Raw genomic sequence first — 24,760 nt, 5'->3', positions numbered from 1 at the left:
GCTCCTTAGGACAGGCCCGGAAATGGCGCGCCTTGGGTGATAAAATCCACGCTCATTGCAAAGAACGGCGTCGCCCCAGAGGTGCGGTTTTCAAGATCAGAAATTAAAAGCATCAGGTTGCCGATGCTGGCCTGTGCCTTAGAGATAATTTTGTGTCGGGTAGTGCGGGGCAGGCGGGTGTCGCCGCCGTGGTCTAATGCCATGCGCGACAGGTCGCCCGACAGCATCGAATGTTCCAGCACCCGCTTGAGGAAGGTTTCGGTTTTCTCTTCTTGTGGCAGTTGTGCGGTCACCACACCAAGGCCAAGCAAAAGAGAATTGATGATGGTGTAGTCGCCACTGGCTTTGGTGATCGCAACCAGCTCGGCGCACGTCAGAACATGGGGCTGCTCTGGGTTGAGCTTATTGCGCAGCACCGATGCATCTAAGCCAACGGCGGCAGCAATGGCCGACACCTTGTTGGCCGCCCGGAACGCGCAGCACGCCTCATCAAATGCCTTTTGTTTACCCTCAAGGAAAACGTACATTGAAGTGTTCATGTCCATATTTGATACTCACCTTGTCGCAAGTGAAATGAGCTCACAGCCGCAATGGCTGCTCACTTAAAACGAATGATAAAAGTGGTCGTTTTCAGGCTTTTCAGAATCTTCAATGGCGTGTTGCCACAGCGCGCCCATGTTGACGTAGTGCTTGCCCTTGGCGCCATCACGCTCAATCACAGGCAGCTTTCCTTCGCGAATCATGTTGCGAATCGAGTTTTCAGACACACCCCAACGGCGGGCCAGTTCACAGGTAGGGAGGATCGGGGAATCGGGTTGAATTGAAACGTGCATATTTAGCTTCTCCAATAGGTCAGGTTGGTCTTTGAACTCTTTACACAAACGCATGCGTGAAAGGGTGACCATATTGACGAAGCGCTTCTTCTCGCAGCGTGTCGCGGCCTTCATGGGCAGCTTTCCGGCCTCAATCAGTTGCTCCGACTCAACCAAATCAATATGTTGACGTCGCGCATACTCTTCGATCGGCAGGTACGGCATATCTAGTTTAATCAGCGGGGTCATGGTATCTTTCCATACATATTTGTGCGTTTTTGTACACAGAAACTGCTTGGCGGCCTTTCTTGTGTACTTAAAGATTCATAATAATGCGTAAACATTAACTGAATGTTAGATCGATTTACGCATCATTGTAAATGCTTAATGGTGTGGATTTTGAAAGAATGGTTCTTGAGCTCCGAACTCGTTGAAGTCGATGGGTTCCCCAATACGGTTGGGAATGTGAGCGGAAAAGCTAGAAGAAACAATTGGATATCTAGAAAGGCTGTCGGAAATGGAAGAGCTATGGAGTACCATATTTCTTCGTTTCATCCAGATCTGAAAAAGAAGCTAATTGAGAAGTACGTCAAAGATCCTAATGATGCAGAAACATTAATGAACTTGGAGGCGCCGACTGAAGGAGTGGTTCCAGAGCAAAGCAATGTTTCTAAAATCGTTCCATTAGCTGACGTTAAAGATTGGTGCGAGCTGGCCGTATTTGACGTTCACGCAGCAGCAGGGGCGGGCTCACTGGTGCACAGCGAGTACCAGATAGACAAGCTCATCATTCCCAAAAGCCTGCTGGCCGAGTTTGGACTTGCGCCGAACTGCGCCGCCATCATCTACGTTGACGGCAATTCGATGGAACCCACCCTCAGCCACAAAGACAGGCTGCTGGTTGATACCCGCGAACTACAACACCCGGTCACGGATGGGGTATACGTAATTCGCATCGACGATGCGGTGTACGTAAAACGTTTGAAGTGGAACATTCCGAAAGGGATTTACCAGGTGATTTCAGACAACCCGACCTACGAGTCATTCGAGATCAACCACAAGAACGGGCGCAACTTTAAGATTATCGGCAAAGCCATCGCACCAGTGTTTAAGAAGATTTTTTGATAAGAAGCCACCTGTGAGGTGGCTTTTTTGATGGGGTGGGTTTGAAGGTTTGCTATGTTTAATTAATTGGAGACTCTAGCCCAACCAATTACTTCTTTGTTCGTTAGCTCACTGATAGAACCACTCCAATCCTTATATTGCCCACTCTCGGTTTGGAACTGACCAAAACACTGTGTAGTTCCATTCTCTGTTTGCAAACGTGATTGATGTACAGAAACAACTTTACCTTTCTCTTTTCCGGCTTTATCTATCCAATATTGGAAACTTGATGCTTTTTCCGTACAGCTTGGTCCGTAATGTGCGTATTGCTGATAGACAGACTTTCCAGCATTGAAAGAGGCAAGTAACACACCGATAACTATTATTTTTATCGCTATAGTTAAAGCTATGTTTGCTTGCTCAAGTGTGACCTTTTTAGTTGTCGATTTTGAATCGTTAACTTCACCTTTTTGTACTTGTACATCTTCCATTATGAGTCCTAGCGCTTGATTTAAAATGAAATCTTATTAAAACATTCTGTACCATAATGTGAGTGTTGACGCATATTGGACATAACCCCTGCTAACTGATTAAGGTGTGAGTAAAACAATACCGAAGCTCCCGTGTACCACCTTAAACACTAAACGCAACGCATAGTAAAAATGCCACGCGTTGCGAATCACTCTTAAACAGATTGTTATGCATTTTTTTTCACCAAATAGTTACCAACTGCAGCGCAAATACCAACAATAAGTTCGGCTTCATTATCACTGGGTTCCCGTCCTTCTCGAATATGACGACCATTCTCAGACGCGTATCCCCAAGCTTTAACAACTGCATCATCCAAAGGCGGTGGGATTCGACCTTTATACTCTTTCATTATCTGCCCAAGATTTGCCTTTGGAGCACCAATAACTTCTCGAGCTACACATTCTAATGAAGCCATTGCATGTTGAACTGCACCAGTATTATCTGGATTAGGTCTACGAGATAGATCTTTTAACGCTTCATGTAGTTCCCGACTTGCTGTTATATGACCACTTTCCAGTTCATTAGTCTGTGCTGTCTTTATAACGGCTTCGAAAGATTCTGGACCTCGAAATTCGAATTTTCCTTCACTTACTTTCCACCCAATACCATTTTCGATAAGAAAATCGTTAATCTCAGATTCAATTTCATGGAAGTCGTAATCGTAAGAATTACACTCCATTATTTCAAAGAGACGCTCGTAAATATCGTAAACCCTATACCACTTACAGTTATCAACTAAGTTCTTAACTTCAACGTCTATGTTTGGATACTCAGACCAATTATTTTCATCAGGACGAACTCTTAATGTTCTGCAAACTAGGTCACGCAACCTACTAGGTTTAAAACCATAATCGTAAGCAAATTGAACCAAAAAATGCCTCATTGATTCAGGGGCATCTTCACGGACGGTAATATCTACTTCGCTTGTAGTGTTATATCCATATCTCTTAGAAAATGAAGACAATTCTATTCTCCTATACTTGCACTTGCGTAAAATGCATAACGCCGCGTTAAGGGGTGAGCAGCGCTACTTTGAGCCTTAAACATTACGCCGAAACACAAAGCCCAACGCTAGACATCAAAAATGCCACACGTTGGGAATCAATCTTAAATGATTTGTTATAAATTTATGCACGTGCGATTGCAGCCAAAAATGCTCCAACTAATGCAATTGTAGCAATAGTACCCAAATCACTTGTTTGTTCATCTTCTTGCTTACCATCTACAGCTACAACTTCCTTCTTGCACAGTTCACCTTCAACAGCATCAGCCTCTTTCGAGGCTGGTAATGCAATTTCAGGAATATTAACTGATGAGATTTTTTCAAGAGCAGGGATAAGTTTACTTTTTACCTCTTCAGAAATTTTCTTTACATTATCAAGATCTGATTTAGTAAAAAGTTTATTATGAGCAATTTTATTTCTAAGTTCGTAAAGTTGCTTCCATCGTTTTTGTAGGTATTTTGACTCACACTCAACTAATTCGGTAAAGTATCGTTCCCAGTTTGAAGTAGGAATGTAATTTTCTATTTCTTCAGGAGATAGCTTACCTTGTTTAATATCCTTAAGTACTGTTGAGTCAATTTGCTTTGACGGATAATCGGTAAATAGAAGATCATTAATTGTAATAAAGTCAAAATCATAAAGAGGGTTATGTCCACTTTGTTGTAACTTCGGAGCTCCAGCGACATCTTTAGGGATGCTATCGATCCACTTAGGACCCAACTGTATCAAAGTAAATTTTGTATACAGCTTTCGCATTAAGTTCTCGATGTTATGAACAACGGGGTAGGCTTTCTCTGCGTAGTACGCAGATACTCCATCAAATACGGGCGTTAGCGTACCTTGTTGATTTGAAACTATCGTTCTAATTTCTCGTAATAATTTTGATAGATTGTCGATGTCATGTTCATTTTTCTTTGATTCTATCATTAAGTCGAACATTTCTGTTTTGTGAGCTTCGAACCTATCGCCTTCACTTACTAGCTGAAACCGGTACTCGCTGCCATTATATAAAATGACGTTAAGCTCATCGTTTATTTCAATCCCTTCGACTAAACCTATTAACTTTGAAAACTTTTCAACACCGCTAAACTGAAAGTTATTCTTATCAAATAGGATAAGATAATTTACTTCTGTACTCATAGTTCTCCAAAATTTATAACGCCGTGTTAACTAGTGAGCCATGCCACCTTAAACACAAGCCCTACGGTGGAATGAAAAATGCCACGCGTTGGGAATCACTCTTAAATGCTTTGTTAGCCCACCGAGTTAGAGCAACTTTGACATCCCCGAAGCTTTCCTAGTAATACCACTTGCTTGAGCTTCGATTTCACCTGCTTGGATAATATCATTCAATAGGTCAGAGAACTGAGATGGCGCTCTTTGCAAACGCATACCAAAATAAGTCCCATTAAACTGCAGGTCTTCAACATCTATGTTTTTTCCATAACCTACGATTCTTGACGTAGAGCTACCTAATACATACCACCCAAAACTTGAAGCTAGCTCAGTCAGGACATATAAACCAAAACCAGAGTTATCAAACTTGTTATCTTCTTCACTCATGTTCGTCGTTCGGGAAACACCTGGTTTGATCGCCAACTGGAGACTTTCTGCATCTGTTATACACCCTTGAGACTCTTTGAGAGTATTAGCGATACCAACCCCCTCATCGACCACCGTGATTTCAACTTGTCCATTCCACCAACGCTGTCCACACACATAACACTCTGTTGCACCGGAATGCTCAAACACGTTTCTAATTATCTCTCTGAAGGCGTAGTTATAAAGGCGATTTTCCTGAGTATCCTCTAAAGTGCCTGAAACGACTTTAGCAAGTCCACGCACGGCAGACATAATATCTTCGTACCACTTTTCTAGAGCTAGTTCACCAGCCGAGAAATCCGGTTTAGTAATTCTCGTTATTGGTAAATATGAGGATGAACCTCGAGCTTCTCCCACTTGTTTACCACAACCCATATGAATGAAATCGAAGAAACCAATGTGCATCAAATAGGAGTGCACATTAGACACAGTATCATCTCCAGCTTTTCTAGTTGTAATACCTCGCTTATGCCTAGACATCACCCAACCACGGATTTTCGAACCAGCCACCAACATAGCTGTTGGATTTGAATAAGTAAGTGTCGAGCAGTCTAAACAAACATCTGGAGTATCTTGATGCCCATCTAGTGTTTCGAAAAATTCTGAAAGAGTATCTCTATCAAACTTGCTCGGAAAATATATTGTTGTCATTATGTAATTTCCATAGAACTTTATTATTAGGTGGGCTAACAGTCTCTTTTAACTAGACTTTGTCCGTATAAGTCCAAAACAAAATGCAGACAGCGTCTATCTATTACACCTTGCCAAACTGGGAACATACGCTCTGAGATAGATTGTTCACAACTGACAAATGAAACACATCCACAGTATCAAACGAGTGAGTCGTTTGGTGTGATCAGTTTGGGTTTTATCGCCACTATTAAGCACCAATGTGCATTTCTGTGTGATTTAAACACTGTGTTTATGTACAGTTGTGTTTTATCATTTCTGCTCATGTTGTTGAGTGAGCAGAGTATGAGCATTAAGAAAGAGGGTAAGAAGTGGTTGGTTGACTTGCGGCCGCAAGGCCGGAATGGTAAACGCTATCGCCGCCAGTTCGATACCAAGTTCGAAGCCACCCAATATGAAAAGCATGTGCTGGCAACGGCCCATGATAAAGAGTGGTTAGAGAAGCCTGCCGATCGTCGTTCACTGAGTGAATTGATTGAACTGTGGTGGAAGTACGAAGGGCAATCGAAGAAAACCGCTGAAGCCTACCTGAAGGAAGTGAAACTGGTCGATAAGGAACTCGGCTTTCCTAAAGCGCACCAGATCACCCACAAACTGCTCGCAGATTACCGAATGGCTCAGCTCAACAAGGGCAGGGCGATGACTACCTTCAACCGCAAAATGAACTGTTTGAGCAATGTATTTACCGCGCTCATCGCGGTGAAGGAGTTCCACAACCCGCATCCGGTTTCTGGCTTTAAGCTGAAAGTCCCCAAAACGCGCGAAATGGCGTTTCTCTCGGTTGATGAAATGAATCACTTGCTCAGTGTGCTTTCTGGCGATAGCTACAAGGTTGCTAAGCTCTGTTTGGCTACAGGTGCTCGATGGGGCGAAGCAGAAGAGTTAAAGGGCAGTACGGTCAGCCATTGCAAAGTGACCTTTCTCGATACCAAGAACGGGAAAGACCGAACGGTGCCGATCAGCCAGGCACTGCAAGATGAAATCGTCACAGGCAAATCTGGCCGATTGTTCAAAGATTGTTACGCCGAGTTTTACGTTCAGCTCAAACAGTGCAATTTCGATTTGCCCAAAGGGCAGGCCGCCCACGTTCTTCGCCATACGTTCGCCAGCCACTTTATGATGAACGGTGGCAACATACTCACGCTGCAAAAAATACTCGGCCACGCGACGATTCAACAAACGATGACCTACGCGCATTTCGCGCCGGATTACCTGCAAGATGCGGTCAAATTCAACCCCTTAAACAGCCTTTAAAGTGGCCGGAAAATGATCCACAAATTGACCACATAGACTATACATCGATGCATATAAACGTGATTGAGCATGTCTGGAGGCCTTGAAAATACTGGGGTTTGCTAGGTATGGCGGGAATAAAAAACCCGCCATTGGGCGGGTTTTAAACTCAAGCGTCAGGCTTATTTTTTGCCTTGGTGCATCAGTTTGTCTTGTTCAGTCAGTTCGCGAATGCGGCGGCTGATTTCACGGCGCTCTTTTGAGATTTCTGCGCTCTTGATGATGTGGTCATCCACACGATCTTCGTAGTCCGCTTTCATGTTTTTCACGATAGCGATGATTTCTTCCTGAGTCATATCAGGTTTGATGTAATCCACCAGGTTTTCCAGCAGATCAACACGCTTACGGTTATCACGAACTTTTTTCTCGTTGTCTAAAAGTTCACGTTTTAGTTTGTTTTTACGGCGAGCCAGACTCACGATTTCAAATACGCTGTTCATAGGTCCCTTTTCCTAGAATGAATGCAACTGTCAACGATTAAAACACAACATCAAGGCTCATAACAGCCTTTAGATCAAACCTAACAACACCTTGACCAATAAATAGTCACTCGGTATTCGCAGAGATTGTACTTGCCTGAAATTGCGCTATATCATGAGGCCAATTAATGACGAAACAATGATTCGACCATGCAACCCTCAGAAATTATTGTTCCTAACAAGAAGCATTGCCAGTCGAGCCCGATCTTCGCCCCAAGCTTCGGCAAGCTTACATCAGCGAACGGCAAAGCCTTGAATTACTAGAAATTGAATTAAACCGTTCTAAAGTTGTCATGATTGATGAAAACGGCAGGATTGTGCGCTTTTCACTGACTTCAGAACATTAAGAATGGGAGCACGAGGCCAGCCTCGATAAAAGAAGGAAACGACAATGAATTACGAACTTTCTCCGCTAGAGGCCCGCGTTATTGGCTGCCTGATTGAAAAAGAAGTTACCACTCCGGATCACTACCCGCTGACGCTCAACAGCCTGACGACCGCTTGTAACCAGAAAAGTAACCGTGAACCGGTGCTGTCGCTATCCGAAGCGGATGTGCAGGATGCCGTAGAAGGCCTGATTGCCCGCCGTTTGGTGAGTGATGAAAGTGGTTTTAATAGCCGTGCATCGAAATATCAGCATCGCTTCTGTAACACTGAATTCGGTGATCTCAAACTGAACGACAAAGAGCTTGGCATTGTATGCTGCCTGCTGCTGCGCGGCGCGCAAACGCCGGGCGAGTTGAGAACTCGTACCAACCGCCTGTGTAACTTTAGCGATGTGAAAGAAACCGAAGCGGTACTGGAAGAGCTGGCGAACCGCTCTCTGGTGGTGAAACTGCCGCGTGAACCGGGCAAACGTGAATCGCGTTATCAGCATCTGTTTTCTGGCGACGTTGATTTTGACAGCTTGGCGAGCTTCTCTGAGCACGAACCTTCAAACTCTCAGCTTGAAGCGTTAGAGCAGGAAGTGGCGGCGCTGCGTGAAGAGGTCGCAGAACTGCGCGCTCTTATCGAACAAAAGCTGTAATCGGGTTCAAATGAACTCGGAAATTGTCAGTCCGAACTGGTGGGTTTATCTGGTTCGGACGTCAAGTAACGCGCTGTATTGTGGCATCACTACCGATGTTGAACGGCGCTTTACCCAGCACCAGAAAGGTCAGGGTGCTAAAGCCTTGCGCGGAAAAGGCCCGCTTTCTCTGGCGTGGCAACAGGAAATCGGCCCGAGCAAAGGCGACGCCCTCAAACTGGAATACCGCATCAAACAACTGTCCAAAGCCGACAAAGAGCGTCTGGTGTGCGGACAAACCTCTCTTCTCTAACGATTGTGAATCAGGCATCGTTTACGACTGTGAATGCCTGCCATTAATCGGTGAAATCTGAATTTCTGTATTAACCTTGTTTATGAGCCTGACTCATAGAGGTGAATAAGGAAATGCATCATTATAAATATCTTTCAGCAGTGATCATGTTTGGTATTTGTCCTTTGTCTGCTTACGCTGCCAATAGCGTTGCGGATGCTCGTGGTAACGCGATGGGCAATACCGGCGTAACAACTTCAGACTATTTACTGGCGCCTTTCTACAATCCGGCGCTGACAGCGGTGTATCGTGACCGGGACTCGGTCGGGCTGCTGGTTCCTGCACTGGGAGCGAACATCCGTGATTCGGATGAGTCGCTTTCGACCATTGATGATCTGCAAAGCTCCATTGATCAATTTGAAGCGGCAGGCGTCGGCGCGGCGACACAGGAGAATATTAATCAGCTCAACGGCTATCTTGACGATTTAGCGGATGACAAACCTTTTGCGGTTTCCGGTGGAGCTGGGATTGCTGTTGCGCTGCCCATGAATGCGGTGTCGCTGAACTTTTTTGCCCGTGGCTATGCGGAAATTCTGGCGGATTCCACTATCGCCGCCAACACCGGCAATACGGCATCCGATGTCGAAACGCGTTATCAGAATTCCTACGTTAACATGCTGGCCTTTGGCTATTCGGAATATGGTGTGGCCGTCGCGAAGCTGTTTACGCTACAAGGCCAACAGATAGCGATTGGGATTACGCCCAAAATTCAGGAACTGCGAACATACAAAGAGGTGGTGACGGTACAGGACTTTGACCTGAGCGACTACGATCAGAGCAAAACTTCCAAGAATGCCTTCAACCTCGATATTGGTGCCGTGTGGTTAAAAGATAACTTCAGGGCTGGTATTGCAGCAAAAGACCTGATTTCTCAGGAAATTAAAACTTACGATGACCAGAGTAGTTATACGCTTGATCCGCAGGTGACAGTCTCCGGTGGGTATGTTACTGACTTCCTTGCACTGGCGGTCGACTGGGATTTGACCAAACAGAAGCGTTTTAAAGGTGTGGATGATGATACTCAGTTCCTGCGATTTGGTGTGGAAGGCAATGCGTGGGGGTGGGCGCAGCTGCGAGCGGGTTATGAGATTGATTTGGAAAGCACGTTAGATAACTCGATCACGGCCGGTCTGGGGATCAGTCCCGGTGATTTAGTCAGTGTGGACCTAGCCGCCAATTATGCGGGTAACTATCAATATGGGCTGTCTGCCAACCTGGCTTTCACTTTCTAACGCCGACGGGTTGCGGTTTATTTCAGCAGTTGCAGACATGTTGACAGATTTTTGCATGTCTGCGCTTTTATTTGTACGCCGTATGCTTAATAATCGTAGCTGCTTAGTTTTCCTTATTCTTTGATGAATAAGGAAAACTTTCAGTTGATAGGGCAGAGCATCGGGCCAGAAAGTCGTATCCTAATCACAAACGTTGCGTTTGGTACTCAAATGAAAAAAACACTACTACTTATAGTTTGCCTCTGTTTTGCTCCTTTAGCCTTTGCGTATTCGTCTCAAGTACTGAATGGTTACTGGCATTATCAAGAGTTTCTGAATGCAAATCCGCAACAGAAGACGTTGACGGAGTCGCTTTCTAATGCGGTCAGACAATCGCCGGCAAGGCTGAATGTCAAACAAAGCAAGCCTGTGACCATTTCGGTCGTCTACCCGGGCCAGCAGATTTCAGATTACTGGATTCGCAACATTAAGGCGTTTGAGATGCGTCTGGAAGAGCTGGGGATTGAGTACCAAATCAATCAGGTTTTTACGCGGCCTAATCTGGATATGCGTCAGCAAAGCCTTTCTTTGATGGAAGCACTGAAAAACAACACCGATTATCTGATCTTTACTCTCGACACTACGCGTCACCGCAAGTTTATCGAACATGTTCTCAGCTCTTCTCCAACCAAATTGATTCTTCAGAATATCACTACTCCGGTCAGAGACTGGGATAGCCGTCAGCCGATGATGTATGTGGGCTTTGACCACGAAACCGGCGCGCAGCAACTGGCGCAGTATTATCGCGAACACGTGCCTAAAGGCAGCAAATATTCCGTGCTGTATTTCTCTGAAGGCTACGTCAGCGACGCACGTGGCGACACTTTTATTCAGCAGATGGAAGGCACTGGTGATTATCAGCTGGCCTCTTCTTACTACACCAAAGCCACTCAGGAGAGCGGCTACGAAGCAACGCTCAACATTCTGAAAAACGATCCGGACATCAAATTTATTTATGCCTGTTCAACGGACGTGGCACTGGGTGCTGCGCAAGCGTTGCAAGAGCAGAATCGTGAAGACATTCAGGTGAACGGCTGGGGCGGTGGTTCGGCAGAGCTTGAAGCGCTGAATGAAGGGCATCTGGATGTGACCGTGATGCGCATCAACGACGATACGGGCATTGCAATGGCGGAAGCCATCAAACGCGACCTTGAAGGCGAGGCGGTGCCAGTGGTCTATTCCGGCGACTTTGAGATTGTCACCAAAGAAGATAGTTCGCAGAAAATCGATGTATTTAAGCAACGAGCATTTCGTTATTCCGATCGTTAATCGGTAGCAAAGGAACACTGAGTGGGCATCAGATCAAGCACAGTCAAACAGAAAAGAAAAATCGCAACGTTCATCAGCCGAGCGATTGTGACGGTGCTTGGTGCGCTGACGTTGACGGTACTGTTTCAAAGCTATCAAATCAGCAGTCGTTTGATCTCACAGGAAGTGGCCCGCACTTCAACTCAAACCTCCAGCCTGATTCAGAACCTGTTCAATTACCGATTGGCCACGCTGCAGATTCATCAGGACAGTAGCGCAAAAAATGCCAGTTTGATTCAGGCTCTGCACGGCGATACTAATGACGCACTGGATCAGTACTTTCTCAGTGTTGACCAGCTTGAACTCAACAATACGCCGGATATTCGTTTCATTACCGACCTCAAAGAGATGGTATGGGAAGACGGCAACTCTCAGTTTTATGGGGTTCAGTCGAAAGAGCTCAATGCCATCATCCGAAAAGTGTCAATCAGCAGTAATTGGCACCTAATCCAAACGCCTTCAGAGTTAGGCACGGCCTACCTGCTTGTTCGCCGCTCACCGATTGTGGATACCGCAACCGGCGAAGTCATCGGTTTTCTCTACGTCAGTATTGTACTCAACAACAACTTTGCGTTAATCGAGACCATTCGTGACAGCAGTAACTCGCAGAACCTGATTTTGACCGTTGGTTCAGAAGTTTTGGCGTCGACTCTGAATGGAGACGAATCCTATACAGCGTTCGATGTGTTGCAGGACGGTATGAGCGACATGCTGTACGACAAAAATATGGTGGCGAAAACGGTTCTGGAAGTGGAAGGGGTGCCGACGTATCTCAGTGTTTACTCAGTGCAGAGTAACGAGAATGCGTTGAGCCTACGTGACAATTACTATTTCTGGATGGTTTTTGCGCTGGTGGCGATGGTGGGTGTCTCCATACTGACGCGTTGGTGGTTGCAGCGACGTATTGAGTCGGAAATTGAAGGGTTGATGACCTACACCCATAAAGTGGCGGAGCGTGGACTGGATGACTTCTTCCCAGGCTCAAAAATTTACGAATTTGACCACTTCGGTCGCACGCTCGAACACACTTTCCAACGCCTGTCTGCGCAGGAAAAGCAATTTGAGGATCTGTTTAACTTCGCTCTGTCGCCAACCATTCTCTGGACGGCAGACGGTGAGCTGATTCGTATGAACCCTTCGGCTCAAAAGCATTTTTTACGCAATAATGCGGAATATCATTCCTTATTCTCTGTGCTGAAACGTCAGTTGATCCCGCAGATCAAACTGGCGGCAAAAGGCGAGATTCTCAAAGAAGTGAACACCGAAGTCGACGACAAAGTGTTCCTGTGGAACCTGTCGCCGATTGTGGTGGAGAACCGTATCGAATCGATCATTACTCAGGGCCAGGATGTCACTTCGATTGCGGAAGCGGAAAAGCAGAGCCGTATTGCACGCAGAGAAGCGGAAGAGTCGGCACGCGTCAGAGCGGATTTCCTCGCGAAAATGAGCCATGAGCTGAGAACGCCACTGAACGGGATTCTGGGTGTGTCTCAACTCCTTAAGCGTACAGTGAAGGAAAAAGAGCAGGCCGAGCAGGTTAATGTGCTGTGCAGCAGTGGTGAACATCTGCTGGCAGTACTGAATGACATTCTGGATTTCTCAAAGATAGAGCAGGGTAAATTCCGGATTCAGAAGACCCATTTCCCGTTGGTCGATGTGGTGTCGGCCATTGAACGAATTTATCGTCCATTGTGTCGTGAGAAAGGCTTGGATCTCTCGATTGACAGCAATATCGACCAAACAATGATTGTAAATGCGGACCAGGTACGTCTGAATCAGATTCTGTTTAATCTGCTCAATAACGCCGTGAAGTTTACCCATCAGGGCGCCATCAGCATTCAGCTGAATCTGTTGCAAGAGGCGGGCGACACTCGCCTGTCCATTTCGGTCATGGACACAGGTATTGGCATTCGTGATGCAGATTTGAATATCATCTTTGAGCCGTTTGTTCAGGCAGAATCGACCAATACCCGCGAATATGGCGGCAGTGGATTGGGGCTGGCCATTGTGCACAGCCTTATTGAAATGCTTGGCGGCACGGTGCAGGTCAGCTCGACGTTTGGTGTAGGCACACGTTTTAATATCGAATTGCCGATGGAACGTGTTACCTCTGAAAAGCAGTCGATTGAGCGTAAAGAAGCTGCATCACGTTACGAACTGTTCGATGGCAGCATTCATGTTCTGCTGGTTGAGGACAACCATACCAACGCGTTTATCGCACAAGCCTTCTGCAAGAAATATGGTATGGTCGTCGACTGGGTCACGGATGGATTGCAGGCGATAGAAAAGGTCAAAGAGCAGCGTTACGATCTGATTCTGATGGACAACCAACTCCCGTATCTCGACGGTGTGGATGCCACGCGCATCATCAAACAAGAAATGGGCTTAGAAATACCAGTTTACGCCTGTACCGCAGATGGCGTGGTGGAAACTCAGCAAGCGTTTATGTCTGCCGGTGCAGAATACGTGATCGTCAAGCCGATCAAAGAAGATACGCTGCACAAAGCATTGGTGAACTTTAAACAAGACCATACCGAGTGGTCTGTGTAAGCGTTCTAAAGTATGCCGGATTTGAAGGTTTGGTCAAAGAGAACCATCTTCAGTTCGTCCGACATCGTCAGTGGATTGTTAAACTGAACTCCAATCATATGGCCTTTGCTCTGGCGGCGAATATTGGCGATGTGGCAGGCGAGATCGTCTGGTAACAGGGCATCAAGCTCACTGCTGATTCGAATCGTGTTGTTTACCGTCAGCTCATTCTCTCCAGAGACAAAGACTCCGCATCCTGAAATAGAAAAATCGACCAGAGTGCCGTTGAAACTGCGCTCAAGCTGTTCAGATTTCTCAGTCAGCGCCACCGGAATCGAAATCTTGTAGCGTTCATGTTCGCGAATGGTTTTGGTGAAAAAATGCTTCGGTGGCCGAATGAAAATCAGCGCACATGGTGAAGAGATCACCTGAATGACAGAAGTGTTGAACGCAATCACATGACCGAGTTCGGTATCGCTCATTCCACGCACCACAATCTGAACATTGACCAGTTTACGCATCACTAACGCTTCTTGGGCCTTGATAGGCATATCGAGAATCAGACACTGTTCCGCCTTGAAACCAACCAAGGAGGTCGAGAATGCGTAGTTATCATCAGGGCCGAATTGGATCGTCGCCGAAATTTTCATCCCGGGCTTGAGGTATTTGATTAAATCGGATGGGTCTTTAGAATTCGATGCTGCCATATGGGGTCTGTCTTAATCTACTCGGTGATCAGCCGCTGCCAAAGAATCGCGTTAACTTGTAGATTATATTACATGGGGCGCCTTTCTCATTATTCAGAATGTAGGAAAAGGCGACACCCATTGTCATCGTTTACTTAATATTGGAAGCGAACACCCATACTGATTTGTGGTCCCCAAACGCCAGCGTTGCGCACTTCTGCATTGAGTACCATTTGTTGTGTGGAGTGGAAACGAAGGCCGGCAATGAATACGGAGTTGTCATCGTTGCGGCCGATACGAGCGTGACCCTCAATTTGGCTGGTTAGCCAGATACGTGTGCCGATGTTGATTTCCATATTGGTTTCGGTTTTATGGTCTTCATCGCCGTTACCACGAATGCTGTGAAGCAACATCTGGCCATAGATATCGGCAAACTGGTTGATAGGGCCATTAAAGCCGATACCGCCCGCTAAATCCCAGTCACCTTCAAAGCGCGAATCGGCACGGCCGACGAAGTGTGAGTTCTCAGTAAAAAACGTGCTGAATTCTCCGCCAAACGATTCAGGACTCAGCGCGGTTCTCACCTCTAAAAAGTTGTAATTAAAATTGTTTGCTGACGCTGTCGCCGGAAGGACACTGGCAATCGCCACAAGGCCTGCCAGACAAGTTTTTTTAAGCATTGGTGTTCGTCCTAATTAAAATAGAATTCGAATATAGAATAATGGCCTGCAAATTACAGGCCATTTCACTAAATAATTCAATCTAATAGCGCCTCACACACTCACTTGAATCGTGAAAGTGGGCATTAGGACATACTTTTTACCACTGACAACTAAAGCAGTTGAATATGGTCGACTTCGATTTCGGGTGTGCGGCCGTTTTCAAACTCACCATACAGACGGACTTTGGTTTGCGGATCCAGTGGGGTATTGAGCTGAATGTCATCGTCTAATTCAACCTGAATCTCGGTTTTTCCGTCCGAGAACACAAAGGTATCTTTGCGAACCTGACGCAGCAGATGGCCTTCAACCACCACATCTTTGTCGCCGAACAGGGTGCTGTCATCCAGCAATGACTGGACCGAAGAAACCTCAACCGGACCGTTAAACTGAATTTGGTTACGCTCATGGTGCTTTTCGCCGGCAAAGGCCAGAGTCGGAGCAAGGATCAGCGTTGAAACTGCGATAAAAGCCGTTGATGTTTTCATGATGATTTCCTTTTTATTTGGGTGTTTTTGTTCAGTGAGGCTATTTCATCATGCTCAGCTTGAATATTGACTGAGTTGCTTATTAATCTTCGGTTCATTTTACAGGCTTCTGTTTTTTAAGCAGATCAGGTATACAATGAGACAAACTTCACAATAAGTAGAATTATGAAATCGTCATTAAACGCTCTGATGGTGCAGGGCACCACGTCCGATGCCGGAAAAAGTGTTCTGGTGGCAGGTCTCTGCCGGGTGTTGGCCCGAAAAGGGATTCGTGTTGCCCCCTTCAAACCGCAAAATATGGCGCTCAACAGCGCGGTGACGCCGGACGGTGGTGAAATTGGCCGCGCACAGGCAGTGCAGGCCCTTGCTTGTGGAATTGAGCCGAGCGTGCACATGAATCCGGTGTTGCTGAAACCGAACTCGGATACCGGAGCGCAGGTGATCCTACAGGGGCGCGCACTGAGCAACATGGAGGCCAACGGCTACCATGATTACAAAAAAGTGGCGATGCATACTGTGTTAGATTCCTTCTCTCGTCTGCAAAGTGAATACGAAAGCATCATGATTGAAGGGGCAGGCAGCCCGGCAGAAATCAATCTGCGCGAAAATGACATTGCCAATATGGGGTTTGCCGAAGAAGCGGATGTGCCCGTTATTATTGTGGCCGACATTGACCGTGGTGGCGTGTTTGCGCATCTGTTTGGCACGTTGGCACTGTTGTCTGAATCTGAGCAGAACCGGGTCAAAGGTTTTGTGATCAACCGCTTTCGTGGCGACATTCGTTTATTGCAATCCGGTCTCGACTGGCTGGAAGAAAAAACAGGCAAGCCGGTGATTGGTGTGCTGCCGTATCTGCACGGCTTTGATCTGGAAGCGGAAGACGCAATCACGGCCAATCAGGTGGTCGGCCAGCAGGTCAAACTCAATGTTGTGGTGCCAGTGTTTACCCGCATCAGCAACCATACCGATTTTGATGCGTTGCGACTCAATCCAGATATTAACCTGCGTTATGTGGGTAAGGGTGAACGTTTAGACCGTGCCGACCTGATCATTCTGCCTGGCAGCAAATCGACTCGCGCTGATCTGGCGTATCTGAAGCAGCAAGGCTGGGACAAAGATATTCAGCGTCATTTGCGTTTAGGTGGCAAAGTGATGGGAATTTGTGGTGGCTATCAGATGTTGGGCGAATGGGTACATGATCCCGAAGGTGTCGAAGGTCAGCCCGGCAGCAGCGAAGGTCTGGGTTTACTCGCCATGGAAACGACACTGACGGGCGAAAAGCAGCTCACCAACGTCAAAGGAACTTTACATCTTAACGGTAAGTCTACACCCGTCTCCGGCTACGAAATTCACGTCGGCCGCAGTGTGTCTTCACCAGCGTCAAACTGCACACGGGTGATTGAACTTACCCATGGTGAGCAAGATGGCCGAGTCAGTGACTGCAATCAAATACTTGGCACCTATTTACACGGTATATTTGATACCTTTTCTGCTGCCGAACTGATTTGTCAGTGGGCCGGCGCAGACGCAATTCAAGTGCATGATCATGTTGCAGCAAAAGAGCAGGCGATCGACCGTATTGCTGATGCTATCGAGCAGCATCTGAATCTTGCTTTACTATGGCCAGCACTCAATGGACTCTCATCATGAACACTCAAATAAAAAAAATCGCGTTTTTGCTCAGTGCTGTATTGGCCAGCACACCTGTTTGGGCAAAAGATACCGTTAACATCTACGCAGCGTCTTCTATGACCAACGCGGTCAATGACCTTATTTCTGCGTATGAAGCGGATCACGATGTCGACGTGGTACCTGTTTACGGCGGCTCTTCTTCATTGGCGCGTCAGATTGAACGTGGTGCACCGGCCGATGTTTTCCTGTCCGCGAATGAAAAATGGGTTTCACATCTGATCGAAAAGAAAATTGTTAAGCGTGACAATGTCACTCTTTTGGCAGGAAACCAGCTGGTGCTGATCAAACCGGCGAAGTCAGAACAAAAACCGTTTGATGTTGCCAACAAGCAAGAGTGGCAAAGTGTGTTGAAAGACTCTCGCATGGCAGTCGGTAATACCGATGCTGTACCTGTTGGTATGTACTCCAAAGAAGCGCTGACCAACTTGGGCGTGTGGGAAACCGTACAACCGAAACTGGCGCAGACCAACAACGTACGTCTGGCTTTGGCCTTGGTTGAGCGCGGCGAAGCACCGCTGGGTATGGTGTATAAAACCGATGCGATTCTGACCGACAACGTGGCAATCGTGTCGACGTTTGATCCCGCGCTGCACAGCGCGATTCACTATCCGCTGGTGCGAATTACCGATAAAGACGCCAGCCGTGCGTTTGTCGAATTTCTGGAGTCTGATAAAGCTAAAGCGGTGATGGAGCATTACGGCTTCCGCACGGATATGGGAACTGAGAAATTTGCTGAGTAATATCACGCTGCTAAGCGACTACGAATTAACGGCACTCCTGCTCAGCCTCAAAGTGGCTGGGTATGCCGTATTGTGGTTGCTGCCAATCGGCTTGTGTATTGGTTGGTTGCTGGCACGCAAAGAGTTCGTGGGCAAAAGTGCGCTTGATAGCTTGGTGCACCTGCCATTGGTGCTGCCGCCGGTGGTGGTGGGTTATCTGCTGCTGATATCCATGGGCAAGCAGGGCGCTATTGGCCAGTGGCTGGATGCCTGGTTTGGTATCTCGTTCAGCTTTAGCTGGCGTGGTGCCGTACTGGCGTGTGTGGTGATTGCTTTGCCGTTGATGGTTCGTTCCATCCGGCTCAGCCTGGAAAGCGTGGATCCTAAGCTTGAGCAGGCGGCCCGCACGCTAGGCGCATCGCCGCTTAAAGTGTTTGCGACCATTACGTTGCCGCTGACGTTGCCGGGCGTGATTACGGGGGTAATGCTTTCATTTGCCCGCAGCCTTGGTGAGTTTGGTGCGACCATCAGTTTTGTCTCGAATATCCCCGGTGAGACGCAAACTATTCCGTTGGCAATGTATAACTTTCTGGAAACGCCGGGTGCAGAGATGGAAGCAGCCAGGCTGTGCATTATTTCCATCGTGATTGCACTGCTTTCACTCTTTATCTCTGAGTGGGTCAGCCGAAGAATGAAACGTAAACTGGGGGTCAGCCGATGAGCGCGTTGCGAGTGCAGTTTACGAAGACCTTAGGCTCAACCAAGCTTGATGTGTCGCTGACGCTACCAGGCAAGGGGATTACCGCCATCTTTGGCCGTTCTGGCGCAGGCAAAACCTCGTTGATTAACGTTATCAGCGGGTTAATTTCGCCAGACAGCGGCGAGATAACGATTCAGGAACGTGTGTTGTTCAGCCGCGAACGAGGCATCAATCTGCCGATAGAAAAGCGTCGGATTGGCTATGTGTTTCAGGAAGCCAGATTATTTCCACATTACACGGTGCGCGGTAATCTGAACTACGGCGTGCGCGAGAAAGATGCCAACTACTTCGCTTCGGTTGTTTCCCTACTGGCGCTGGAACCTTTGTTAGATCGTTATCCGAGCGCGTTATCAGGTGGTGAGAAGCAGCGCGTGGCGATTGGACGGGCGTTACTGTCTAAACCCGATTTGCTGCTTATGGATGAGCCGCTGGCTTCACTGGATATGCCCCGTAAACGTGAAGTGATGCCGTTTCTTGAGCAGTTGGCGCAGCAAGTTGAAATTCCGATCCTGTATGTGACGCACAGTATGAATGAGATTCTGCGTCTGGCCGAACATCTGGTGGTGCTAGAGCAGGGCAGTGTGGTGGCTTCGGGGCCGATTGAACAAGTCTGGTCATCGCACAGCATGCGTCCGTGGCAATCGTTCAGCGATCAGAGCACGCTCTTCTCCGGTAACATTGCCCAGCATCATCCCCAATTTGGCTTAACTCAGATTATGCTGGCTCCGCAAGTGGGTCTTTGGGTGCAACAGGTGGATGGAGAGCTGAATGCGCCGATTCGCTTACAGATTCGAGCCAACGATGTCTCAGTGACACTCGATAAACCCGGCAAGACCTCCATTCGTAATATTCTTGCTGCGCATATTGCGGATATTGAGCACCATCAACAAGGTGAACACAAGAAAAGTATTGCTCTGAAGCTGGAACTGGCTCCGGATTGCTTCTTGTGGGCGACCATCACCGAATGGGCGTTGCAGGATCTCGCACTACAACCGGGTATGGCGGTTTACGCGCAGATCAAAGGGGTGAGCGTATCCCAGCGAGATGTCGCATTAAGTCATGTATGACAAAAAAGCCTTCTGATACAGAAGGCTTTTTATTAGGAAGTGATTTGGTTAGCCGCGAGCCAGTTTGTGGTGCGCACGCGAGAAATGGCCTGCGCTGAATGCGCCAACGATGGACAGTTCACCAGCCAGACATAGTCCGGCCGCAACTTCCGCCAAGGCTCGGGCATGGCCATTGCCAGCTAAACCAAGAATATCGAGACAGGCTTTCTGGCTCGGTAAACCCGTACCGCCGCCTACCGTACCGACCATCAGATTCGGCAGGGTGACGCTCGCATAAAGGCCGCCGTGCTTGTTCACTTCCATGCGGGTAATGCCCACGGCGGATTCCGCCACACAAGCCGCATCCTGACCACTAGCGACGTAGAGTGCTGCCAGCGCATTGGCGTAATGCGCATTGACACCGATGCTACCGCTCAACGCGCCCCCGAGTGTGGTCATGTGCCCAAACTGGACCATCTTTTCCGGAGTGGTGTGCAGATACTTTTTCACCAGCGCTGCGGTCAGATGGATTTCAGCGGTGACTTTTTTTCCGCGTACACTGCGCAGTACGTGGCTGTTGGCCTTTTTATCACCGGACAGGTTTCCGTCCAGAAATGCGTACTCTGGTTCAATCGGCGAATGCTGCATGATGAATTCAAACACGGCGTTGGTGGCAATCGTCACCATGTTTTGCCCTGACGCATCTCCGGTCAGATACTCAAACACCAGATAGACATGATTGCCTTCCAGAGTCACGTTGATGTCATGCAGTTTGCCGTGCGCCGTGGTGGATTGGGCGATCGACTTAAAAATATCGTATTGTGTGGTCACCCAAGCGACAAATTGTCCGGCTTGCGCCAGATTATAAAAGGCAAATACCGGAGTTCGGCTCACGCCCTCATTGAGCAGCATTGCACTGGCACCGCCAGCGGCGGTGATCAGGCGGCTTCCACGATGATAAGAGGCCACCAGTGCTGCTTCGGTGGTCGCCAATGGAATAAGGTAATCACCATTGGCATGCAGCCCATTGATACGAAGTGGCCCGGCTACGCCAACCGGTACTTTCACGGTACCAATGAAATACTCGATATTTTTTTCGTATGCCGTCATCTGCTGTTCCGTGACCGGATCAAACAACGCGTCTTGCGCACTGCTTAATGCCAGCTTCTCCCAACGTTGCTGAACATGCTTCTCGGTGAGCGCGGGGCTAGAGGTCAGCTTGGTCGTGGGAAGCGTGTGCTTGGGTTCTAGTGCAGAAGTGAACTGTTCGGTCGTTAATGTTTGTTGTAGAGCACTGGCACCTTCACGACGCTGCAGATTTAGTTTTGGCATAGCGATACTGATTCAAAAATTTGGGTGCATTGTACCGATGAGCGGCGCAAACTCAATGTTTCGACACACACACTGACAATTTGCACAAAACGGGAGAAAGAAAATGGGAGAGTGTGGGAGTCAGACGCTGATATCAAGCAGGCTGCCGATCATATCCTGATCGCGCTGCAAAACGTTGGTGCCAATACGGCCGTATTGCTGGGACTGATTCAGTTTGATGAGAGGATCAACGGGATCGTTACGGCGGGGTTTATCGAGCTCAACTTTATTGAACTCCATGGCTTTATCGGTGATGTCGACAGGATTGTAAGCTTTGTTTTGCTGAATTTCGCGCGCAGCATCCTCAGCCATTTTGGATGACTGTTGGATGATCGAATATCCCGGTTGTACGGCTGAAACAGGCATTGGCTTTCCTCTAGACTGTTAAAAGCTTAAGTTCGGATATTCGAAAGTGCAAGTTGCTCAGGAAAACAAGCTCGCAATGACATCCATCTCTTCGTCGGTCAACAAGCTGGTTTGCTCTTGTTCCAACGAATGACGAATTTCGCCCTGCAACGATTTCAGCTGTTGCGGCGTCATTAACTTTAACTGTGATTTCAACTGTTCAAACTGGATGGTATTCATACTCACGCTCTGACTACTGCGACTCTTCGGAAACAATCCTTCGTATTCATATCCCATGGCCGTCTTACTCTGTAAGATTTTTCTGAGTACAAAAATAGTATTTGAACGATGTTTTTTTGTCCGAACATTGTCAGGGTTTATCCAACAAAACGTTAAAGAGAGCCAATTTGGCTCCCTTTAAACTTGTTGCATATTTAACCAACTCTAACCGCAAATTTGCTGGCCAGCGAATGCAATTCCGGCAGCATTCGATAGATAAGATGCAGTTGTTGGAGCACCATACGGGCGGAGCTGTCATCTTCTTCCCGCCATTCTGCCAGCCTCTTTTCCAGTCCGGAATCATCAATGGTGCTGGTATCGCAATCACCGCAGTGAGTAAAGAGCTGTTGATACAAAACGTCCAGATGCTGGTGGATAACGCGGTGAGAATCGAGCACGAGTTGATGGACGATTTCATCATCAATGCGAGTTCGATGGGCACCCAATGCAGAAATGTAGCTCAGCAGCGCGTGGTTCAGCGTCAGAAAACGGAAACTCTCATCTGTTGCGGTGCGATATTTTCCCGGCTCTGCCAGCATGTTACTAACCGCCGCAGCCAACGCGGCATCCTGATTGTGCGCGTTACGACGGGCGATACGGTAAGTCAGGTTATCTTTTTTACCAATCCGATACTGGCCGATGATCTGCCCCAGATACTGTTTATTGGCGTCAATCGCATCGGCCATCACTTTGTGCAGTCGTTTAGATTGCCAGTCCGGCAGGATAAAGATAACCGCGCCAACCGCTAATGCGCAGCCAATCAGAGTATCGGCCAGGCGCGGCAAGACTACTGCAAACCCTTCACCCAATTGGTTGAAGCAGAACAGTACCAGCAGCGTGATAAAGCCAGTCGCATAGCCGTAGTTGTTGAGTCGGAAGGCAAAGAACATCACGCCGGAAAAGACGATCAACACCAACTGGCTTTCCTGAGAAGGGAAGAATGTCAGCAGTGGCACACCAATCAGCAAACCAGCCAACGTGCCGATAATCCGGGATGTGAGCTTTTGACGCGTCGCCGCATAGTTGGGCTGACAAACAAACAGGGTGGTGAGCAGAATCCAGTAGCCACGTTCCAGTCCAAGTCCCTGCAAAATGCCGTAACCCAGCGTCAGTGCAATCGACATGCGTACCGCATGGCGGAACAGCAAGGAATCTCTGTTCAGGTTGGCTTTAATGCGCAGCCACATGGTTTTGAGCGTGTGGGCTTCGGTATCATCCAGCACATCTTCTTCCGGTTTGGAAACATCCGGGTTGGAAACGTTGCTGAGCTGCTTTTCCACCGTGGCGAGGTTATTGAACAGATAGCCGAGCTGGGCGAGCAACATCTTCCATTCCGGCCGTTTTTGTTCCTGTAAATGAGTCAGAGAAAGTTGCAGTTCATCCAGCGCTAATACCGATTCGCTGCCATGTTGGTAGCTGCGGCCAATACGTATCGAATGAGCGATTTCGCGGCACGCTTTGGCTTGAGTTTCCAAGAGATGCTTAAAACGGAACAGGACATCGGTGCGACCAAAATTGTCGGCCAGATCCTGATAGCGATAGTGCGTGGAACTGGCTCGCTCATGAATATCCTGAGCCAGAAAATAGATTTTCAGAAAGCGGTCACTGGCACTGTCGACATGACCGCGTTTCGAACGGGTGAGAAACGTCGCTTTGGCTTGGTTTAATGCGTTAACGGTGGCCGCATTCAGGTTGGCTTCGGTAATACGATGTGGCTGCGGAACCAAGTTAGATACCGGGTGAAACAGCTTGGATTTTGCATCAAAGTAGTTGGCTAATTGTACGAAGACATTAGCGAGATCTTGTTGTACCGGCTGCATTGGCCAGAAAGCATGCCAGATCATCGAAACCAGATAATACCAAGCACTGCCCGTCAGCAGCAGCAGCGGTTGGAACCAGATGTTGGTGCTTTGGTGGGCACCCAACATCGTGTAAATGGCGATCAGCAAGGAGCCAAAAGCAATACTGGCGTAGCGCGAACCCATCGCACCGAGCATGATAAAACCAAAGGTCGAGATAAACAGGCCAATCGCGAACAGCAGTGGGGTGCGGAACAGAATTTCAATCGAAAAGGCGGCGACCGCAAAACAGATAAACGTCAGTGTGATCGCCTTAAGACGACCAGTAAAGCTGTCGTCTCGCTCGGCGAGGGCGGCAGCGATCACCCCCAGAATAAGCGGTGTGACCCAGGTATTGAGATTGTAATGCCAGGCAGGGATCACCACGCCAAGCAAGGTAATCAGGATCAGTACACAATAATTAATGGTTTTATTGGCCCAGTAGAGCCGAATTTGATTGGGTAGCTGCACAGTGATTCGTTTACGCCAGACGGAAAAATGTGATTTTAGCAGAAGCTGGGTGTCAGAATCTGATCGAGAATAAAAATATTTTATTTTCCATATAGTAAGACGTTTTCACATGGCAAAAAGAAAGCGACAGTTTTGACCCTGTCGCTTTCATTAAGAGGTGAAATGTTTACTGCACCACTCTCACTTTGCCGTGGCGTAGGTCATTGAGCACCATCTCTTTCGGACCGTCGGCGATGATGCAGCCCTTCTCCATCACAATCACCCGGTCGACCACATCCAGCATGGTGGTTTTGTGGGTGATGAGCACCAGTGTCTCACTCGGGGTGAGCTGACTGAGCTGATGTTTGATTTGCAGCTCAGAGCGG

The 24,760-nt window shown here is 47.8% G+C and carries 26 protein-coding genes and 1 pseudogene; 12 read left to right on the top strand and 15 right to left on the bottom strand.

The window, feature by feature from the left end:
• Window positions 1-5: 5 nt before the first annotated feature.
• Both JIG40_RS10305 and JIG40_RS10300 read right to left on the bottom strand, forming a co-directional pair.
• On the bottom strand, window positions 6-545 hold the full coding sequence (locus tag JIG40_RS10305) for a phage regulatory CII family protein (protein ID WP_199465313.1): 540 nt from the start codon (window positions 543-545) through the stop codon (window positions 6-8).
• Window positions 546-602: 57 nt separating this feature from the next.
• Window positions 603-1,061: a hypothetical protein gene (locus JIG40_RS10300; RefSeq protein WP_004726785.1), complete on the bottom strand. Its 459-nt coding sequence runs from the start codon at window positions 1,059-1,061 to the stop codon at window positions 603-605.
• A gap of 150 nt (window positions 1,062-1,211) precedes the next feature.
• Between JIG40_RS10300 and JIG40_RS10295 the strand changes: the two genes are divergently transcribed.
• Window positions 1,212-1,937 (top strand): S24 family peptidase, encoded by a 726-nt coding sequence (locus JIG40_RS10295; protein WP_199465312.1) that lies wholly within the window; start codon window positions 1,212-1,214, stop codon window positions 1,935-1,937.
• A gap of 62 nt (window positions 1,938-1,999) precedes the next feature.
• On the opposite strand, the gene JIG40_RS10290 is transcribed toward JIG40_RS10295, so the two are convergent.
• The 4 genes from JIG40_RS10290 to JIG40_RS10270 form a co-directional block, all read right to left on the bottom strand.
• A complete protein-coding gene (locus JIG40_RS10290) occupies window positions 2,000-2,407 on the bottom strand; it encodes a hypothetical protein (RefSeq protein ID WP_041943168.1) in 408 nt (135 codons plus the stop codon).
• Between the two features lie 206 nt (window positions 2,408-2,613).
• Entirely contained in the window at window positions 2,614-3,411 is a 798-nt protein-coding gene (locus JIG40_RS10280) for a hypothetical protein (RefSeq protein WP_199465310.1), read from the bottom strand.
• 163 nt (window positions 3,412-3,574) lie between these two features.
• The gene (locus tag JIG40_RS10275) at window positions 3,575-4,591 is read right to left on the bottom strand and encodes a HEPN domain-containing protein (RefSeq protein ID WP_199465309.1); all 1,017 of its coding nucleotides are present in this window, start codon (window positions 4,589-4,591) and stop codon (window positions 3,575-3,577) included.
• Window positions 4,592-4,717: 126 nt separating this feature from the next.
• Window positions 4,718-5,704: an ATP-binding protein gene (locus JIG40_RS10270; protein ID WP_199465308.1), complete on the bottom strand. Its 987-nt coding sequence runs from the start codon at window positions 5,702-5,704 to the stop codon at window positions 4,718-4,720.
• Window positions 5,705-6,028: 324 nt separating this feature from the next.
• On the opposite strand from JIG40_RS10270, the gene JIG40_RS10265 reads away from it, so the two are divergent.
• The gene (locus JIG40_RS10265) at window positions 6,029-6,997 is read left to right on the top strand and encodes a tyrosine-type recombinase/integrase (protein ID WP_199465307.1); all 969 of its coding nucleotides are present in this window, start codon (window positions 6,029-6,031) and stop codon (window positions 6,995-6,997) included.
• A 161-nt stretch (window positions 6,998-7,158) separates the two neighbouring features.
• Here JIG40_RS10265 and JIG40_RS10260 read toward each other — a convergent pair whose 3' ends face one another.
• Window positions 7,159-7,476 (bottom strand): DUF496 family protein, encoded by a 318-nt coding sequence (locus tag JIG40_RS10260; protein WP_020329287.1) that lies wholly within the window; start codon window positions 7,474-7,476, stop codon window positions 7,159-7,161.
• A gap of 189 nt (window positions 7,477-7,665) precedes the next feature.
• Here JIG40_RS10260 and JIG40_RS22865 point away from each other — a divergent pair.
• The 6 genes and pseudogenes from JIG40_RS22865 to luxQ all read left to right on the top strand — a co-directional run bounded on the left by JIG40_RS22865 (window position 7,666) and on the right by luxQ (window position 14,002).
• A pseudogene (locus JIG40_RS22865) lies at window positions 7,666-7,862 on the top strand (hypothetical protein).
• A 44-nt stretch (window positions 7,863-7,906) separates the two neighbouring features.
• Window positions 7,907-8,542, top strand: a complete 636-nt coding sequence (locus JIG40_RS10255; protein ID WP_199465306.1) for a YceH family protein — start codon at window positions 7,907-7,909, stop codon at window positions 8,540-8,542.
• A gap of 10 nt (window positions 8,543-8,552) precedes the next feature.
• Window positions 8,553-8,834 carry a GIY-YIG nuclease family protein gene (locus JIG40_RS10250; RefSeq protein WP_143682552.1) on the top strand — a complete coding sequence of 94 codons (282 nt, stop codon included), beginning with the start codon at window positions 8,553-8,555 and terminating at the stop codon, window positions 8,832-8,834.
• Between the two features lie 113 nt (window positions 8,835-8,947).
• Window positions 8,948-10,105 carry a conjugal transfer protein TraF gene (locus JIG40_RS10245; RefSeq protein WP_199465305.1) on the top strand — a complete coding sequence of 386 codons (1,158 nt, stop codon included), beginning with the start codon at window positions 8,948-8,950 and terminating at the stop codon, window positions 10,103-10,105.
• 210 nt (window positions 10,106-10,315) lie between these two features.
• Window positions 10,316-11,413 carry an autoinducer 2-binding periplasmic protein LuxP gene (locus tag JIG40_RS10240; RefSeq protein WP_024375537.1) on the top strand — a complete coding sequence of 366 codons (1,098 nt, stop codon included), beginning with the start codon at window positions 10,316-10,318 and terminating at the stop codon, window positions 11,411-11,413.
• Between the two features lie 21 nt (window positions 11,414-11,434).
• A complete protein-coding gene (gene luxQ / locus JIG40_RS10235; protein ID WP_020433712.1) occupies window positions 11,435-14,002 on the top strand; it encodes a quorum-sensing autoinducer 2 sensor kinase/phosphatase LuxQ in 2,568 nt (855 codons plus the stop codon).
• Between the two features lie 5 nt (window positions 14,003-14,007).
• On the opposite strand, the gene JIG40_RS10230 is transcribed toward luxQ, so the two are convergent.
• The 3 genes from JIG40_RS10230 to JIG40_RS10220 form a co-directional block, all read right to left on the bottom strand.
• Window positions 14,008-14,688, bottom strand: coding sequence for a flagellar brake protein (locus JIG40_RS10230; RefSeq protein ID WP_020433710.1), 681 nt, complete (start codon window positions 14,686-14,688; stop codon window positions 14,008-14,010).
• A gap of 134 nt (window positions 14,689-14,822) precedes the next feature.
• Window positions 14,823-15,347, bottom strand: coding sequence for a hypothetical protein (locus JIG40_RS10225; RefSeq protein WP_158146148.1), 525 nt, complete (start codon window positions 15,345-15,347; stop codon window positions 14,823-14,825).
• A gap of 152 nt (window positions 15,348-15,499) precedes the next feature.
• On the bottom strand, window positions 15,500-15,874 hold the full coding sequence (locus JIG40_RS10220) for a NirD/YgiW/YdeI family stress tolerance protein (protein ID WP_104965270.1): 375 nt from the start codon (window positions 15,872-15,874) through the stop codon (window positions 15,500-15,502).
• Window positions 15,875-16,039: 165 nt separating this feature from the next.
• Between JIG40_RS10220 and JIG40_RS10215 the strand changes: the two genes are divergently transcribed.
• Genes JIG40_RS10215 through modC form a run of 4 tightly spaced genes read left to right on the top strand, consistent with a single transcriptional unit; the run spans window position 16,040 to window position 20,112 of the window.
• Window positions 16,040-17,524 carry a cobyric acid synthase gene (locus JIG40_RS10215; RefSeq protein ID WP_199465304.1) on the top strand — a complete coding sequence of 495 codons (1,485 nt, stop codon included), beginning with the start codon at window positions 16,040-16,042 and terminating at the stop codon, window positions 17,522-17,524.
• Window positions 17,521-18,306 carry a molybdate ABC transporter substrate-binding protein gene (modA, locus tag JIG40_RS10210; protein WP_158129292.1) on the top strand — a complete coding sequence of 262 codons (786 nt, stop codon included), beginning with the start codon at window positions 17,521-17,523 and terminating at the stop codon, window positions 18,304-18,306. The genes JIG40_RS10215 and modA overlap by 4 nt, the downstream gene beginning before the upstream one ends.
• 7 nt (window positions 18,307-18,313) lie before the next feature.
• Window positions 18,314-19,006 (top strand): molybdate ABC transporter permease subunit, encoded by a 693-nt coding sequence (gene modB / locus JIG40_RS10205; RefSeq protein WP_199465317.1) that lies wholly within the window; start codon window positions 18,314-18,316, stop codon window positions 19,004-19,006.
• A complete protein-coding gene (gene modC / locus JIG40_RS10200; protein WP_199465303.1) occupies window positions 19,003-20,112 on the top strand; it encodes a molybdenum ABC transporter ATP-binding protein ModC in 1,110 nt (369 codons plus the stop codon). The genes modB and modC overlap by 4 nt, the downstream gene beginning before the upstream one ends.
• A 48-nt stretch (window positions 20,113-20,160) precedes the next feature.
• Here modC and JIG40_RS10195 read toward each other — a convergent pair whose 3' ends face one another.
• The 5 genes from JIG40_RS10195 to JIG40_RS10175 all read right to left on the bottom strand — a co-directional run.
• Window positions 20,161-21,423 (bottom strand): hydroxymethylglutaryl-CoA reductase, encoded by a 1,263-nt coding sequence (locus tag JIG40_RS10195; RefSeq protein WP_199465302.1) that lies wholly within the window; start codon window positions 21,421-21,423, stop codon window positions 20,161-20,163.
• A 120-nt stretch (window positions 21,424-21,543) separates the two neighbouring features.
• Complete coding sequence (locus tag JIG40_RS10190; RefSeq protein WP_020329302.1) at window positions 21,544-21,828, bottom strand: hypothetical protein; 285 nt, start codon at window positions 21,826-21,828, stop codon at window positions 21,544-21,546.
• Between the two features lie 57 nt (window positions 21,829-21,885).
• Window positions 21,886-22,047 carry a hypothetical protein gene (locus tag JIG40_RS10185; RefSeq protein ID WP_020433698.1) on the bottom strand — a complete coding sequence of 54 codons (162 nt, stop codon included), beginning with the start codon at window positions 22,045-22,047 and terminating at the stop codon, window positions 21,886-21,888.
• 194 nt (window positions 22,048-22,241) lie between these two features.
• On the bottom strand, window positions 22,242-24,395 hold the full coding sequence (gene yccS, locus JIG40_RS10180; RefSeq protein WP_024375576.1) for a YccS family putative transporter: 2,154 nt from the start codon (window positions 24,393-24,395) through the stop codon (window positions 22,242-22,244).
• A gap of 166 nt (window positions 24,396-24,561) precedes the next feature.
• A partial coding sequence (locus tag JIG40_RS10175) for a hypothetical protein (protein WP_199465301.1) occupies window positions 24,562-24,760 on the bottom strand: 199 nt, incomplete at its 5' end.

It is taken from the genome of Vibrio sp. bablab_jr001, from assembly GCF_016464285.1.
Lineage (GTDB): Bacteria > Pseudomonadota > Gammaproteobacteria > Enterobacterales > Vibrionaceae > Vibrio > Vibrio fluvialis.
Note: the sequence above shows the minus strand (reverse complement) of the source record. Positions and strands in the feature narration are given on the sequence as shown.

What these genes read in the sequence shown, in the direction of transcription:
- JIG40_RS10225 (WP_158146148.1), bottom strand. Translation starts at nt 15,347, where the DNA reads ATGCTTAAAAAAACTTGTCTGGCAGGCCTTGTGGCGATTGCCAGTGTC.
- JIG40_RS10290 (WP_041943168.1), bottom strand. Translation starts at nt 2,407, where the DNA reads ATGGAAGATGTACAAGTACAAAAAGGTGAAGTTAACGATTCAAAATCG.
- JIG40_RS10245 (WP_199465305.1), top strand. Translation starts at nt 8,948, where the DNA reads ATGCATCATTATAAATATCTTTCAGCAGTGATCATGTTTGGTATTTGT.
- JIG40_RS10220 (WP_104965270.1), bottom strand. Translation starts at nt 15,874, where the DNA reads ATGAAAACATCAACGGCTTTTATCGCAGTTTCAACGCTGATCCTTGCT.
- modA (WP_158129292.1), top strand. Translation starts at nt 17,521, where the DNA reads ATGAACACTCAAATAAAAAAAATCGCGTTTTTGCTCAGTGCTGTATTG.
- JIG40_RS10250 (WP_143682552.1), top strand. Translation starts at nt 8,553, where the DNA reads ATGAACTCGGAAATTGTCAGTCCGAACTGGTGGGTTTATCTGGTTCGG.
- JIG40_RS10240 (WP_024375537.1), top strand. Translation starts at nt 10,316, where the DNA reads ATGAAAAAAACACTACTACTTATAGTTTGCCTCTGTTTTGCTCCTTTA.
- JIG40_RS10190 (WP_020329302.1), bottom strand. Translation starts at nt 21,828, where the DNA reads ATGCCTGTTTCAGCCGTACAACCGGGATATTCGATCATCCAACAGTCA.
- modC (WP_199465303.1), top strand. Translation starts at nt 19,003, where the DNA reads ATGAGCGCGTTGCGAGTGCAGTTTACGAAGACCTTAGGCTCAACCAAG.
- JIG40_RS10270 (WP_199465308.1), bottom strand. Translation starts at nt 5,704, where the DNA reads ATGACAACAATATATTTTCCGAGCAAGTTTGATAGAGATACTCTTTCA.
- JIG40_RS10215 (WP_199465304.1), top strand. Translation starts at nt 16,040, where the DNA reads ATGAAATCGTCATTAAACGCTCTGATGGTGCAGGGCACCACGTCCGAT.
- JIG40_RS10265 (WP_199465307.1), top strand. Translation starts at nt 6,029, where the DNA reads ATGAGCATTAAGAAAGAGGGTAAGAAGTGGTTGGTTGACTTGCGGCCG.
- JIG40_RS10230 (WP_020433710.1), bottom strand. Translation starts at nt 14,688, where the DNA reads ATGGCAGCATCGAATTCTAAAGACCCATCCGATTTAATCAAATACCTC.
- JIG40_RS10260 (WP_020329287.1), bottom strand. Translation starts at nt 7,476, where the DNA reads ATGAACAGCGTATTTGAAATCGTGAGTCTGGCTCGCCGTAAAAACAAA.
- JIG40_RS10185 (WP_020433698.1), bottom strand. Translation starts at nt 22,047, where the DNA reads ATGAATACCATCCAGTTTGAACAGTTGAAATCACAGTTAAAGTTAATG.
- JIG40_RS10305 (WP_199465313.1), bottom strand. Translation starts at nt 545, where the DNA reads ATGGACATGAACACTTCAATGTACGTTTTCCTTGAGGGTAAACAAAAG.
- JIG40_RS10300 (WP_004726785.1), bottom strand. Translation starts at nt 1,061, where the DNA reads ATGACCCCGCTGATTAAACTAGATATGCCGTACCTGCCGATCGAAGAG.
- JIG40_RS10255 (WP_199465306.1), top strand. Translation starts at nt 7,907, where the DNA reads ATGAATTACGAACTTTCTCCGCTAGAGGCCCGCGTTATTGGCTGCCTG.
- JIG40_RS10275 (WP_199465309.1), bottom strand. Translation starts at nt 4,591, where the DNA reads ATGAGTACAGAAGTAAATTATCTTATCCTATTTGATAAGAATAACTTT.
- JIG40_RS10195 (WP_199465302.1), bottom strand. Translation starts at nt 21,423, where the DNA reads ATGCCAAAACTAAATCTGCAGCGTCGTGAAGGTGCCAGTGCTCTACAA.